Origin of the sequence: Acidovorax sp. KKS102 (assembly GCF_000302535.1) — a bacterium.
Taxonomy (GTDB): domain Bacteria; phylum Pseudomonadota; class Gammaproteobacteria; order Burkholderiales; family Burkholderiaceae_C; genus Acidovorax.
On the sequence record NC_018708.1, the window covers coordinates 1,718,104 to 1,730,653 of the forward strand.

Annotated in this window: 12 protein-coding genes and 1 pseudogene; 4 read left to right on the forward strand and 9 right to left on the reverse strand. The window is 65.0% G+C overall.

From position 1 onward, the window contains the following. Positions 1 to 71 precede the first annotated feature (71 nt). The 3 genes from C380_RS07825 to C380_RS07835 all read right to left on the reverse strand — a co-directional run bounded on the left by C380_RS07825 (position 72) and on the right by C380_RS07835 (position 3,644). The gene (locus C380_RS07825; RefSeq protein WP_015013320.1) at positions 72 to 1,352 is read right to left on the reverse strand and encodes an EAL and HDOD domain-containing protein; all 1,281 of its coding nucleotides are present in this window, start codon (positions 1,350 to 1,352) and stop codon (positions 72 to 74) included. Positions 1,353 to 1,453: 101 nt separating this feature from the next. Further along, complete coding sequence (locus C380_RS07830; protein ID WP_015013321.1) at positions 1,454 to 2,719, reverse strand: EAL and HDOD domain-containing protein; 1,266 nt, start codon at positions 2,717 to 2,719, stop codon at positions 1,454 to 1,456. 121 nt (positions 2,720 to 2,840) lie between these two features. After that, the gene (locus C380_RS07835) at positions 2,841 to 3,644 is read right to left on the reverse strand and encodes a ferritin-like domain-containing protein (RefSeq protein ID WP_015013322.1); all 804 of its coding nucleotides are present in this window, start codon (positions 3,642 to 3,644) and stop codon (positions 2,841 to 2,843) included. A gap of 113 nt (positions 3,645 to 3,757) precedes the next feature. Here C380_RS07835 and C380_RS07840 point away from each other — a divergent pair, with 113 nt between their 5' ends. From C380_RS07840 to C380_RS07850, 3 genes are all read left to right on the forward strand, one after another. Continuing rightward, positions 3,758 to 4,282 (forward strand): gamma carbonic anhydrase family protein, encoded by a 525-nt coding sequence (locus C380_RS07840; RefSeq protein ID WP_015013323.1) that lies wholly within the window; start codon positions 3,758 to 3,760, stop codon positions 4,280 to 4,282. Positions 4,283 to 4,329: 47 nt separating this feature from the next. Next, a complete protein-coding gene (locus C380_RS07845; RefSeq protein WP_015013324.1) occupies positions 4,330 to 5,322 on the forward strand; it encodes an Hsp33 family molecular chaperone HslO in 993 nt (330 codons plus the stop codon). A 207-nt stretch (positions 5,323 to 5,529) separates the two neighbouring features. Further along, positions 5,530 to 6,000 carry a CZB domain-containing protein gene (locus tag C380_RS07850; RefSeq protein WP_015013325.1) on the forward strand — a complete coding sequence of 157 codons (471 nt, stop codon included), beginning with the start codon at positions 5,530 to 5,532 and terminating at the stop codon, positions 5,998 to 6,000. Here the strand turns inward: C380_RS07850 and C380_RS07855 are convergent. The 6 genes and pseudogenes from C380_RS07855 to C380_RS07880 form a co-directional block, all read right to left on the reverse strand. Further along, complete coding sequence (locus tag C380_RS07855; RefSeq protein WP_148279928.1) at positions 5,981 to 6,598, reverse strand: hypothetical protein; 618 nt, start codon at positions 6,596 to 6,598, stop codon at positions 5,981 to 5,983. The two genes, C380_RS07850 and C380_RS07855, sit on opposite strands and share 20 nt — an antisense overlap. 26 nt (positions 6,599 to 6,624) lie before the next feature. Next, a complete protein-coding gene (locus C380_RS07860) occupies positions 6,625 to 6,903 on the reverse strand; it encodes a septum formation initiator family protein (protein WP_015013327.1) in 279 nt (92 codons plus the stop codon). 110 nt (positions 6,904 to 7,013) lie between these two features. Next, positions 7,014 to 8,300, reverse strand: a complete 1,287-nt coding sequence (gene eno / locus C380_RS07865; RefSeq protein ID WP_015013328.1) for a phosphopyruvate hydratase — start codon at positions 8,298 to 8,300, stop codon at positions 7,014 to 7,016. Positions 8,301 to 8,401: 101 nt separating this feature from the next. Continuing rightward, positions 8,402 to 8,692, reverse strand: a pseudogene (locus tag C380_RS07870) (DUF1330 domain-containing protein). Between the two features lie 3 nt (positions 8,693 to 8,695). After that, positions 8,696 to 9,553: a 3-deoxy-8-phosphooctulonate synthase gene (gene kdsA / locus C380_RS07875; protein WP_015013330.1), complete on the reverse strand. Its 858-nt coding sequence runs from the start codon at positions 9,551 to 9,553 to the stop codon at positions 8,696 to 8,698. A gap of 12 nt (positions 9,554 to 9,565) precedes the next feature. Further along, a complete protein-coding gene (locus C380_RS07880) occupies positions 9,566 to 11,224 on the reverse strand; it encodes a CTP synthase (protein ID WP_015013331.1) in 1,659 nt (552 codons plus the stop codon). 91 nt (positions 11,225 to 11,315) lie between these two features. Between C380_RS07880 and coaBC the strand changes: the two genes are divergently transcribed. Beyond that, the gene (coaBC, locus tag C380_RS07885) at positions 11,316 to 12,539 is read left to right on the forward strand and encodes a bifunctional phosphopantothenoylcysteine decarboxylase/phosphopantothenate--cysteine ligase CoaBC (protein WP_015013332.1); all 1,224 of its coding nucleotides are present in this window, start codon (positions 11,316 to 11,318) and stop codon (positions 12,537 to 12,539) included. Positions 12,540 to 12,550 lie beyond the last annotated feature (11 nt).

Genomic DNA, 12,550 nt, shown 5'->3' on the forward strand with positions numbered 1-12,550 from the left:
TTGAAGCCCCAGAAACGCCACAGGCCCTGTCGAAGCAGGGCCTGTGGCTTTTGGAGAGGGGAAGAACGGGACTATTCTTCGTTCAGGCTCTCGGCCCAGGTCAGCGCCTGCAGGTGGGCCCAGTTCACCTGGCGGTTGGACAGGTGCAGCGCATCAGCGTTCTTGGCAAAAGCCACCTCGTCGCCACTTTCGCAGGCCTTGGTCAGTTCGAGGAACGGGGCAAATACACCGGTGCCGCGCAGCAGGGCGTCCATCACCGGTTCGGGCAGGGCCACGGACTCCAGCGCCTTTTCGAGCGGCACGCCCAGCATGGTGTCCAGCAGCGAGAACACGCCGACCACGAAGGCGTTGTCGCATTCTTCGGGCGGCAGCAGCTCGGCGGCCAGCAGCTCCATCAGGCGGCCGCGCACCACGGCAGTCTGGCCCACGGCCGGTGGCGCACCTCCCGCCCGCGAGGTGGTCATCAAGAGGGCTGCCCAGCGGAACAGCTTTTTCAGCCCCAGGATCATCACCGCATGGCGGAACGAGGTGATCTCGCACGACAGGCCAAAACCCGACGAGTTGATGAAGCGCAGCAGGTTGAAAGACAGGGTGGGGTCTTTCTTGAGCAGGTCTTCGATCTCGGCCGTGCTGGCCTGTTTGCGCACCAGGTTGATGAGCTGGATGATCGTGGCCTGCGAGGGGCGGATGGTGGTGGCCTTGACCAGCGAGGGGTGGGCGAACCAGTAGCCCTGGAACAGCTTGACGCCCAGGTCACGCATCAACTCGTATTGCGCTGCCGTTTCAACCTTCTCGGCCACCAGCGTGGCCTTGCTGTGGGTGGTGGCAAATTTGACCAAGGGGGCGGCCAGCTCGGGCTTGAAGGCCTGCATGTCCAGCTTGATGAAGGCCGCCAGGGGCAGCCAGCTGGTGTAGGCGCGCTTTAGGGCCTGCTGGTCAAACGCCAGGCGAAAGCCGCGTGTGCGCAGTGCTTCCAGCGTGGGCAGGCGGCCTTCGATTTCTTCCTGGGTGGCACCGTCGGGCAGGGGCGGAACTTCCAGCACCACCTTTTCGGGGTGGATCAGCTCCAGGTGGCCGCCTGAGAGGCTGTCGTGCGTGCAGTTGATGAACACCGTCTTTTTGCCGACCAGGGCCTCGGTGCCCGCATAGGACAGGGCGTTGAAGAGCAGGGCCGCATCGCTGGCGGCGGTGTGCGAGTCAGACGCGGTGGATCGGTCGAACAGCTCGTAGCCATAGACCGCGCGGCTTTCGTCCACGATGGCCTGGCGCGCAATGATGGCAAGGTTCTCGTCCACGGGTTCGACCGCAGGCGCTGCGGCGTCCGGGGTGTCTTGTTCGGGTGTGCTCGACATGGGGTCCACTGAAATGAAAGGCTGGCGATCATTCTAGACCGCCAGGCGTTGGCAGAGAACCAAAGTATGACCAGGGGCCGCCAGCGTGGCGGCAGCGCCCGTCAGTCGCCGATGTGGTCGGCCCAGGCCAGTGCCTGCAGGTGGGCAAAGTTGATCTGCTGACTGGTCAGGTGCAGCAGGCCGGCCGTTCGGTCGAACACGGCATCGTCGCTGGATTCGCAGGCCTCGGCCAACGTCAGCAGATCGCCCAGGAAGCCCTCGCGCCGCAGCAGCGCAGCGGCCACGGGCTCGGGCACATTGAGCAGGCCGATGGCGGATTCCATGGGCATGGACAGCATCACGTCCAGCAGCGAGAAGATGCCCACCACAAATGCCTGGTCAGCCTCCTCGGGCGGCAGGGTCTCCAGCGCCAGCAGCTCCATCAGGCGCCCGCGCACCACGGCGGTGTGGCCCACCGAAGAGGGCGTGCCGTTGTTGCGCGATGCGGTCAGCAGCAGCGCGGCCCAGCGGAACAGCTTTTTCAGGCCCATGAGCATCACGGCCTGGCGGAACGAGGTGATCTCGCGCGAGAGCCCAAAGCCGGCGGAGTTGATGAGGCGCATCAGGTTGAAGGCCAGGCCCGCATCCTTCTTGAGCACTTCCTCAATCTCGTCCGTGCTGGCCTGTTTGCGCACCTGGTTGATCAGCTCAATGATGCTGGCCTGCGAAGGCGTGAGCAGCTTGGTCTCGACCAGGGCCGGGCGGGCAAACCAGTAGCCCTGGAACAGTTGCACGCCCTGGCTGGACACCATGTCGTATTGCTGGGCGGTTTCGACCTTCTCGGCGATCAGCTCGGCCTTGCTGTGGCGGCCTGCGTAGCTGATCAACACGGCCAGCTGGTCGGGCGCCAGCACCGACAGGTCCAGCTTGATGTAGTCCGCCAGGGGCAGCCAGGGGGCGTACGCCGACTGCAGCACCGTGTGGTTGAAGGCCAGGTGAAAGCCCCGGTCGCGCAGCTCGGTCAGGATGGGCAGGCGCGTGGCGACCTCTTCGGCGGCCGCATGGCCCAGGGGCGGAATCTCCAGCACCACCTTGTCCGGGTCCACCAGCTCCAGGTGGCCGCCCGACAGGCTTTCGTGGGTGCAGTTGACGAAGATCAGCTTCTTGCCCACCAGCTCTTCGGTGCCGGCGTGCGACAAGGCGGTGAACACCAGGATCACGTCGGTCGCGGCCGTGTGGGCGGCGCCGCTGCGCGAGCGGTTGAACAGCTCGTAGCCCACCACCACCTGCTGCGCGTTCACGATGGCTTGGCGCGCAATCATGGCGACCGACGACTGGTTGCCGGGGGGAGGCGCGGGCGGTGTGCCGGGGGTGAAAGCTTGGGTCATGGGTGTGGGCTGGGTGTTCTTGAAATAGGAAGCGCGGGCCCGCAGAGGGCATCGCCGGGAATTGTAGGAGTCATCGTATTCCCCTCAGGTTGTCCGCAGGCTCTATGGCAGGGTGTGCTGGTCAGGCTTGCTGCAGCCAGCGCAGCTCGGCGTCGCTGAACCCGGCGCTGCGTCGCGCGGACTCATTGAACGGAGGCTTCAGGCGGGGCGCTTCGTACTTCTGTACCAGCGCGCCGTACAGGGTTTCCGGGTCCTGGCCCGCGCGTTCGCACAGCCAGCGGTACCAGTGGTTGCCGATGGCCACATGGCCCACCTCGTCGTGCAGGATCACATCCAGGATGGCAACGGCGGTCAGGGCATCGGGTGTGCCCACCTGGCGCAGCTTGGCCTGGATCTGCGGCGTGGCATCCAGCCCCCGGGCTTCGAGCGTGCGGGGCACCAGGGCCATGCGCGCCAGCACGTCGTGCCGGGTCTTCTCGCACATGGTCCACAGGCCTTGGTGCGCAGGGAAGTCGCCATAGTCGTGGCCCTGGCTGCGCAGGTGGTCGCGCAGCAGGCGGAAGTGTTTGGCCTCTTCGGCCGCCACGCGCATCCAGTCCAGGTAGTAGTCGCGCGGCATGCCATCAAAGCGCCACACGGCGTCCAGCGCCAGGTTGATGGCGTTGAACTCGATGTGGGCGATGGCATGGATGAGAATGGCGCGGCCCTCGGGGGTGGCGGGCGATCGGCGGGCCACCTGGGTGTGGCGCAGCAGCTCGGGGCGCTCGGGGCGGCCGGGCAGGGCGTCTGGATCGGTGGGTGCCGCAGGGGCGGTGTCTGCTATTGAAAGCGTAGCTGCTTGGGCAAACAGTTCTAGCGCTGCAGCCGCTTTTTGTTCGGGGTCTGCCAGGCACAAGACCTGCAGTGCACGGTGGCGAAGCTCCATCCTTACAATTCTAGGCCTTGCCATCGGCACCAAGGCTTGCGCTTTGTAACGATTGGCGACCTCTCAGGGCGCGCCATGGCGTGCCGCTTCTTTGGTTTCTGCGGAGTGGGTGCATGGCAATTTACGAACTCGACGGTGTGGCTCCCCAAGTGGCAGCGTCGGCCTGGGTGGCTGACAGCGCGCAGGTGATGGGCAATGTGGTGTTGGGCGAAGACGCCAGCGTGTGGTTTGGCACCGTGGTGCGCGGCGACACCGAGAGCATCACCATCGGCGCGGGCTCCAACATCCAGGACGCGAGCGTGCTGCACGCCGACTTCGGCAAGCCCCTGGTCGTGGGCGAGCGGGTGACGGTGGGCCACCAGGTCATGCTGCACGGCTGCACCATCGGCGACGAATCGCTGATCGGCATTGGCGCCGTGGTGCTCAATGGCGCCAAGATCGGCAAGAACTGCCTGGTGGGCGCGGGCGCGCTGGTCACCGAGGGCAAGGAGTTTCCCGATGGCTCCATGATCATCGGCAGCCCCGCCAAGGCGGTGCGTGAACTCACCCCCGAGCAGATCGAAGGCCTGCGCCAGAGCGCCCAACACTACATTGACAATGCACGCCGCTTCCAACGCGGCCTGCGCAAGATTGGCTGAGCGCGGCATCGCCGCCGCCCGCCACCTCATTTTTCCTGGAACCCTGCGTGTCTGAACTCCACAAGTTTCTTTTCGATGGTCTGCCGGTGCGCGGCATGATCGTGCGCCTGACCGATGCCTGGACCGAAATCCTGAAGCGCCGGGCGGGCAACACCGCCACCGGCGCCTACCCCGCGCCGGTGAGCGAGTTGCTGGGCGAGATGGCGGCCGCCGGTGTGCTGATGCAGTCCAACATCAAGTTCAACGGTGCGCTGGTGTTGCAGGTGTTTGGGGACGGCCCCGTCAAGCTGGCCGTGGCCGAGGTGCAGTCGGACCTGAGCCTGCGCGCCACCGCTACCGTGAACGGCGAGGTGCTGCCGGACGCAAAGCTGAGCCAGATGGTCAATGTGGGCGGCGGTGGCCGCTGCGCCATCACGCTCGACCCCAAGGACCGCCACCCGGGCCAGCAGCCGTACCAGGGTGTGGTGCCGTTGCATGGCGACCACCACGAAAAGCTGGAGCGCCTGTCGGATGTGCTGCAGCACTACATGCTGCAGTCCGAGCAGCTCGACACCATTCTGGTGCTGGGCGCCAACGACCAGGTGGCGGCAGGCCTCTTGATCCAGCGCATGCCCATCAAGGGCGAGGGCAACCTGGCCGCGGGCCTCTCGCACCGCGAGAACGAAGACCAGATCGGTCACAACGAGGACTACAACCGCATTGCGCACCTGGCCTCCAGCCTGACCCGTGAGGAACTGCTGACGCTGGACGTGGACACCATCCTGCGCCGCCTGTTCTGGGAAGAAAAGCTGCTGCGCTTTGAACCCCAGCAGGGCGCCAGCGGCCCGCGTTTTGCCTGCACCTGCAGCCGCGAGCGCGTGAGCAACATGCTGCGCAACCTGGGCGCTGAAGAGGCTGAGAGCATCCTGGCCGAGCGCGACGACATCGAGGTGGGTTGCGAGTTTTGCGGCCAGCAGTACCGCTTCGACGCGGTCGACGCGGCGCAGATTTTTGTCTCGCCAGGCGCTGCGCAGCCCCCGGGGCCTACCGGCATCCAGTAACGTTCAGCTGTTGCTTGCGGGCGCGGCGGTTGGCTGACCATCGTTGACAATCGCCCCCGCCATCCACGCCTAAGATTCCTGGGTCCCATTCAACAGTGCTGCAGCAGTGTATGCCGTCGCGGGGACCGATGCATACGGCCCGACCGCCGGGCCGGTATGCGTTCAAGCGATCAGTTCCGGTCGCGCAGGAAATGAACGAGGGGTGTCATGCAGTTTCTTCGCCGTGTTCTGGGGAGCCACCGGGCCAGCTCGGCTGCGCCTCCGCTGGCGCTGTACGACAGTGCAGCGGCCCCGGACTCGCGGCCTGCGGACACCCTGCTTGCCGCGCTGGACATCGACGCAGCCATCAACGCCCACGAGCGGTGGAAAGACCGGCTGATGGACTACTTGGAGGGCCGCACCACCGTCGGGCTGGACCCGGCCCAGGTGCGCCGCGCCGACCAGAGCGCGCTGGGCCGCTGGCTGCATGGCGTGGGCGGCGAGTTGCTGGGCGACCAGCCTGCCTATCCGCTGCTGGTGGCGCGCTACCAATACTTTCATGAGCAGGCTGCCACCCTGGTGGAACTGGCCCAGCAGGGCGAATGGGACCGGGCCGTGCAGGTGCTCAATGGCGGTTACCGCTACGGCTCCAGCCAGGTGGTGTTGCTTCTGAAGGAGCTCAAACGCGGTCTGGCGTAACGGCTGGTGGCGGTGTCGTATCCCGCTGCTCGACCAGTGCGGTGAACAGCCGATGCTCACAAATGGGGTCGCTGCACTTCTCGCAGTTCCAGGCGCGCAACCGGGCCGTTCTGGGCGCGTTTTCAATGTCTAATGCAGATCTTGCGCCAGTGAAATATGCCTTTGGTGCTACTTTTTGTATAGCAATGAGGGCGTTGCGGGTGCGTTGCTCGCCGGTGCCGTACACCACGCGGTAGGGGATGGATGCAGCCGCCAGGGCGGTGCGCAGCTGGGCATCACGGGCCTCTTGCGCGGCACGTTCCTCGGCAGGGCATGGCTGGTCGAGACCCATCAGCAGGGTCAGCGCCACCGCCTCAGATGCCGCCTGCGGCGTGGTCAGTGTGCGGGTCAGGTACGGGTGGCGCAGGGCGATATGCACCGTGCCGGGAGTGATCTGCTGCTGCAGCGCCTGTGCCAACGCCTCTACACCCGTATGGGGGGCGCCCAGCAAGGCGATCAAGGGAGTGGAGGGAGAGGGCTGCCGCACGGCCATGAGTGAAGCGCAGGCCTTGGTCAATATCTGCGTGGTGAGAGGGGGCGGCGCGGGGCAGTAGTCCATGCAGCAATAGGGCCCCGCAACGCAGGTCAGCGGGGCGTGAACTGCACGTACACCTCGTTGGGCTTGACCATGCCCAGCTCGCTGCGCGCCTTTTCTTCCACCATGTCCAGGCCTTCCTTGAGGTCGTGCACCTCCGAGGTCAGCCGCGCATTCACCTGGCGGGCCTGCTCGTTGGCCGCCTTCTGCACATCGATCTGCCGCTGCATCGCATTGACGCGCGGCACGCTGCCCCGCCCCAGCCAGAGCTGGGCGTGCAGCGCTGCCAGCAAGGCCAGCAGGATGACGGGGACGATGCGGGAGACCAACGGTCAACCTTTACTGTTGCAACTATGTTTCGCCGCCGGGCCGCCCCAAGGCGAAACGCGGCCCCCTTGGGGGGCAGGGAGCCACACGCAGTGGACGACCGTGGGGGCCATTACTTCAGGTTGTAGAACGCAGCGCGGCCAGGGTACTGTGCGATGTCCCCCAGGTCTTCTTCAATGCGCAGCAGCTGGTTGTACTTGGCGATGCGGTCGGAGCGGCTCAGCGAACCGGTCTTGATCTGGCCGGCGTTGGTGCCCACCGAGATGTCGGCAATGGTGCTGTCTTCGGTTTCGCCCGAGCGGTGCGAGATCACGGCGGTGTAGCCCGCGCGCTTGGCCATCTCGATGGCAGCAAACGTTTCGGTCAGCGTGCCGATCTGGTTGATCTTGATAAGGATCGAGTTGGCGATGCGCTTGTCGATGCCTTCCTTCAGGATCTTGGTGTTGGTCACGAACAGGTCGTCGCCCACCAGCTGCACCTTGTCGCCCAGGCGTTCGGTCAGGTGCTTCCAGCCGTCCCAGTCGCCTTCGTGCATGCCGTCTTCGATGCTGATGATCGGGTACTTGTCCACCCAGGCAGCCAGCATGTCGGTCCACTGCTGGGCGGTGAGCTTCAGGCCACCTTCGCCTTCCAGCACGTAGTGGCCGTCCTTGTAAAACTCGCTCGCGGCGCAGTCCAGGCCCAGGGCAATCTGATCGCCGGCCGTGTAGCCTGCGGCTTCGATGGCCTGCAGGATCAGGCGGATGGCCGCTTCGTGGTTCTCGACGCTAGGAGCGAAGCCGCCCTCGTCGCCCACGGCGGTGCTGATGCCCTTGTCGTGCAGGATCTTCTTCAGTGCGTGGAACACTTCGGCGCCCCAGCGCACGGCTTCGCGGAACGTGGGTGCGCCCACGGGGATGATCATGAACTCCTGCAGGTCCAGGCTGTTGTTGGCGTGTGCGCCGCCGTTGATCACGTTCATCATGGGCACGGGCAGTTGCACGCTGCCCATGCCGCCCAGGTAGCGGTACAGGGGCAGGCCAGACTCTTCGGCGGCAGCGCGGGCCACGGCCATGGACACGGCCAGCATGGCGTTGGCGCCCAGGCGGCTCTTGTTCTCGGTGCCGTCCAGGTCGATCAGGGTCTTGTCCAGGAAGGCCTGCTCGGAGGCGTCCAGGCCCAGCACGGCTTCGCTGATCTCGGTGTTGATGTATTCCACGGCCTTGAGCACGCCCTTGCCCAGGTAGCGGCTCTTGTCGCCGTCGCGCATTTCAATGGCTTCGCGGCTGCCGGTGGAGGCGCCCGACGGCACAGCGGCCCGGCCCATCACGCCCGATTCGAGCAACACGTCGCATTCGACGGTGGGGTTGCCGCGGCTGTCCAGAATCTCGCGACCGACGATGTCAACGATGGCACTCATGGTTTTCCTTTTGCAGAAGTTTTAAATCAAATCAGTCTCTAGCGCACAATGTATAAGCACTAGCAGCTATCAATGAGGGAGCAATGTTTGTGGGTGCGCGCTCAGACGCCTTCGACGCACACCATGCGCATGATGGCTGCGCCTTCGCGGGCGGCCTTGGCTTTCTGGTACTCGGGCGTGTCATAGAAGGCGCGGGCAGCCTCAAAGCTCGGGAACTTGAGCAGCACGGTGCGACCGGGGTTCCAGTCGCCTTCCAGCACTTCCACCTTGCCGCCGCGAATGCACACCTCGGCGCCATGCGCCTGCATGGCCAGCGTGCTCCACTTTTTGTACTCTTAGTACTGCTCAGGGTTGGTGACGGTGACGGATGCGATGACGTAACCACTGCTCATGTCTCAAGCTCCAAAGTTGTTTTCGAGGAATCCGTTTTTCTTGGTGACGTCGTCGAGCGCCACCAAGGTCTCCAGCAGCGCCTTCATGTGCTTGAGCGGCACGGCGTTGGGGCCGTCCGACCAGGCCTCGGCGGGGCGGGGGTGGGTTTCCATGAACAGGCCCGCCACGCCCACGGCCACACCGGCACGCGCCAGCACGGGCACCATGTCGCGCGCACCACCACTCACGGCGCCCAGGCCGCCGGGCTTTTGCACCGAGTGGGTCACGTCGAACACCACGGGGGCGCCAGAGTTGCGCATCTCGGCCAGGCTGGTCATGTCTGCCACGAGGTTGTTGTAGCCAAAGCTCACGCCGCGCTCGCAGGCCAGGAACCGGTCTTCTGACAGCCCGACCTCGGCTGCTGCCGACCGGGCCTTGTCAATGACGTTCTTCATGTCCCAGGGCGCGAGGAACTGGCCCTTCTTGATGTTCACCGGCTTGCCGCTTTGCGCCACGGCGCGGATGAAATCCGTCTGGCGGCACAGGAAGGCGGGCGTTTGCAGCACATCCACCACGCTGGCCACCTCGGCCACATGCGAGGTGTCGTGCACATCGGTCAGGATGGGCAGCTGCAGCTGGCGGCGTACTTCGTCCAGTATCTTCAGGCCTGCTTCCAGCCCCACACCACGCTTGCTGGTGCCGGAGGAGCGGTTGGCCTTGTCAAAGGAGCCCTTGTAGATCAGCGGAATGCCCAGCGGTGCACAGACTTCCTTGAGCTGGCCCGCGACGTCGAGCGACATCTCCAGGCCTTCGATGGAGCAGGTGCCCGCGATCAAAAAGAAACGCTGGTCCAGGCCGACATTGAATCCGCACAGCTGCATGGTGAGGTCCCCTTAGGCTTTTTTCGCGGCTTGCTGGTGTTCCACAGCCGCCTTGATGAAGGCGTTGAACAGCGGGTGGCCGTTCCAGGGCGTGGACTTGAACTCGGGGTGGAACTGCACGCCGATGAACCAGGGGTGGACGTTTTGGGGCAGCTCCACGATTTCGGTGAGCTGCTCGCGCTGCGTGAGCGCCGAGATCACGAGGCCCGCTTTGCGCAGCTGGTCCAGATAGTTCACGTTGGCTTCGTAGCGGTGGCGGTGGCGCTCGGTGACCACATCGCCGTAGATGCTGTGCGCCAGCGTGTCCTTGGCCACGTCCGAGCTTTGCGCGCCCAGGCGCATGGTGCCGCCCAGGTCGGAGTTCTCGTCGCGGGTCTTGATGGTGCCGTCGGCGTCTTTCCACTCGGTGATCAGGGCGATCACGGGGTGGGGCGTGGTGGGGTCGAACTCGGTGCTGTTGGCGTTGGCCAGGCCGGCCACATGGCGCGCGTATTCGATGGTGGCCACCTGCATGCCCAGGCAGATGCCCAGGTAGGGCACCTTGCGCTCGCGCGCAAACTGGGCCGTGGCGATCTTGCCTTCCACACCACGCTGGCCGAAGCCACCGGGCACCAGGATGGCGTCGTACTTGGCCAGTTTTGCGACTGCGTCGGCGCTGTCGATGGTTTCGGAATCGACATGGTCGATCTTCACGCGCACATGGTTGCGCATGCCCGCATGGCGCAGGGCCTCGTTCACGGACTTGTAGCTGTCCGACAGGTCCACGTACTTACCGACCATGGCGATGGTGACTTCGCCTTGGGGGTGCTCGGTCTCGTGCACCAGATCGTCCCAGCGCTTGAGGCTGGTGGGCGGGGTGTTCAGGCGCAGCTTGTCGCAGATCAGGCCGTCGAGGCCCTGCTCGTGCAGCATGCGGGGCACCTTGTAAATGGTGTCCACGTCCCACATGCTGATCACGCCCCATTCGGGCACGTTGGTGAACAGCGAGATCTTGGCGCGCTCTTCTTCAGGGATGCGACGGTCAGCGCGGCACAGCAGCGCGTCGGCCTGGATGCCGATCTCGCGCAGCTTCTGCACCGTGTGCTGAGTGGGCTTGGTCTTGAGCTCGCCGGCCGCTGCAATCCAGGGCAGGTAGGTCAGGTGCACAAAGGCTGCGTTGTTGGGGCCCATGCGCAGGCTCATCTGGCGCACGGCTTCCAGGAAAGGCAGCGATTCGATGTCGCCCACGGTGCCGCCGATTTCGACGATGGCCACGTCCACGGCATCGGGCGTGCCGATGCCGGCGCCGCGCTTGATGAATTCCTGGATCTCGTTGGTGACGTGGGGGATGACCTGCACGGTCTTGCCCAGGTAGTCGCCGCGGCGTTCCTTCTCCAGCACGGACTGGTAGATCTTGCCCGTGGTGAAGTTGTTGGTTTTCTTCATGCGCGTTTCGATGAAACGCTCGTAGTGGCCCAGATCCAGGTCGGTCTCTGCGCCGTCATCGGTCACGAACACCTCGCCGTGCTGGAACGGCGACATGGTGCCCGGGTCTACGTTGATGTAGGGGTCAAGCTTGATGAGGGTGACTTTGAGTCCCCGCGATTCGAGGATCGCGGCAAGGGAGGCTGAGGCGATTCCCTTACCGAGGGAAGACACCACACCGCCGGTGACGAAGACAAATTTGGTCATGTCTTTTTTGGTGGTGGGAAATTGGGATTATAGATGGCACCCCGGCGACACCCCCGGGGGCAGGGTCACCCCCGTCTGCTAAATTCGCCTCATGAATGAGCTTGCTGGCAAACACATTGTTCTGGGTCTGAGTGGGGGCGTGGCTTGCTACAAGGCGGCCGATCTGTGCCGCCAGCTCATCAAGGAGGGCGCCACCGTGCAGGTGGTGATGACCGAGGCGGCCGAGCAGTTCATCACCCCGGTCACCATGCAGGCCCTGTCAGGCCGCACGGTGTATGGCTCGCAATGGGATGCCCGCGAGCCCAACAACATGCCCCACATCAATCTGAGCCGCGAGGCCGACGCGGTCCTGATCGCGCCTTGCAGTGCGGACTTCATTGCGCGCCTGGTGCAGGGCCGGGCGGACGAGCTGCTCAGCCTGCTGTGTCTTGCGCGCCCCGCGCAGCGCGTGCCTTTGCTGCTGGCCCCTGCCATGAACCGCGAAATGTGGGCCCACCCCGCCACGCAACGCAATCTGGCGCAGGTGGCGCAGGACGGCGCAGTGGTGCTGGGCGTGGGCAATGGCGACCAGGCGTGTGGCGAGACAGGCGACGGTCGCATGCTGGAGCCGCTGGAGCTGCTGGACGAGCTGATCGCCTTTTTCACGCCCAAGATCCTTGCGGGCCGGTCAGTGCTCGTCACGGCGGGGCCCACGTTTGAAGCCATTGATCCGGTGCGTGGCATCACCAACCTGTCGAGCGGAAAGATGGGCTTTGCCGTGGCCCGCGCGGCGCGCGAGGCGGGTGCCGATGTCACCCTCGTTGCCGGGCCGGTGCATGTGCCCACGCCACGTGGTGTGCGGCGCGTCAATGTGCAGTCTGCCCAGGAGATGCTGGCAGCCGTGCAGCGGCATTTGCAGACAGCCTCGGTGTTTGTTGCCACGGCTGCGGTGGCCGACTGGCGCCCAGCCCACGCGTCTGACCAGAAGATCAAAAAAGACGGCTCCGGCCAGACCCCATCGCTGGAGTTTGTCGAGAACCCCGACATTCTGGCCACCATCGCCAGGTCGCCCCATGCACTGGAAGGCGACCTTTTCTGCGTGGGTTTTGCCGCCGAAAGCCATGACCTGCTGGCCCATGCCACAGCCAAAAGGGCGCGCAAGGGCGTCCCTCTGTTGGTTGGCAATATCGGCCCCGCCACCTTTGGGCAGGACGACAACGCGCTGTTGCTGGTGGACGCGCAGGGCCACCGCGAGCTGCCCCGCGCGTCCAAACGGGTGCTGGCGCAGCAGCTCATTGCGGAGATCGCCGCGCGTTTGCCACCTCTGCGCTCTTGACGACCGCCACC

Coding starts and splice junctions, on each gene's coding strand:
- C380_RS07825 (WP_015013320.1), bottom strand. CDS start 1,352: ATGTCGAGCACACCCGAACAAGACACCCCGGACGCCGCAGCGCCTGCG.
- C380_RS07830 (WP_015013321.1), bottom strand. CDS start 2,719: ATGACCCAAGCTTTCACCCCCGGCACACCGCCCGCGCCTCCCCCCGGC.
- C380_RS07835 (WP_015013322.1), bottom strand. CDS start 3,644: ATGGAGCTTCGCCACCGTGCACTGCAGGTCTTGTGCCTGGCAGACCCC.
- C380_RS07840 (WP_015013323.1), top strand. CDS start 3,758: ATGGCAATTTACGAACTCGACGGTGTGGCTCCCCAAGTGGCAGCGTCG.
- C380_RS07850 (WP_015013325.1), top strand. CDS start 5,530: ATGCAGTTTCTTCGCCGTGTTCTGGGGAGCCACCGGGCCAGCTCGGCT.
- C380_RS07855 (WP_148279928.1), bottom strand. CDS start 6,598: ATGGACTACTGCCCCGCGCCGCCCCCTCTCACCACGCAGATATTGACC.
- eno (WP_015013328.1), bottom strand. CDS start 8,300: ATGAGTGCCATCGTTGACATCGTCGGTCGCGAGATTCTGGACAGCCGC.
- kdsA (WP_015013330.1), bottom strand. CDS start 9,553: ATGCAGCTGTGCGGATTCAATGTCGGCCTGGACCAGCGTTTCTTTTTG.
- C380_RS07880 (WP_015013331.1), bottom strand. CDS start 11,224: ATGACCAAATTTGTCTTCGTCACCGGCGGTGTGGTGTCTTCCCTCGGT.
- coaBC (WP_015013332.1), top strand. CDS start 11,316: ATGAATGAGCTTGCTGGCAAACACATTGTTCTGGGTCTGAGTGGGGGC.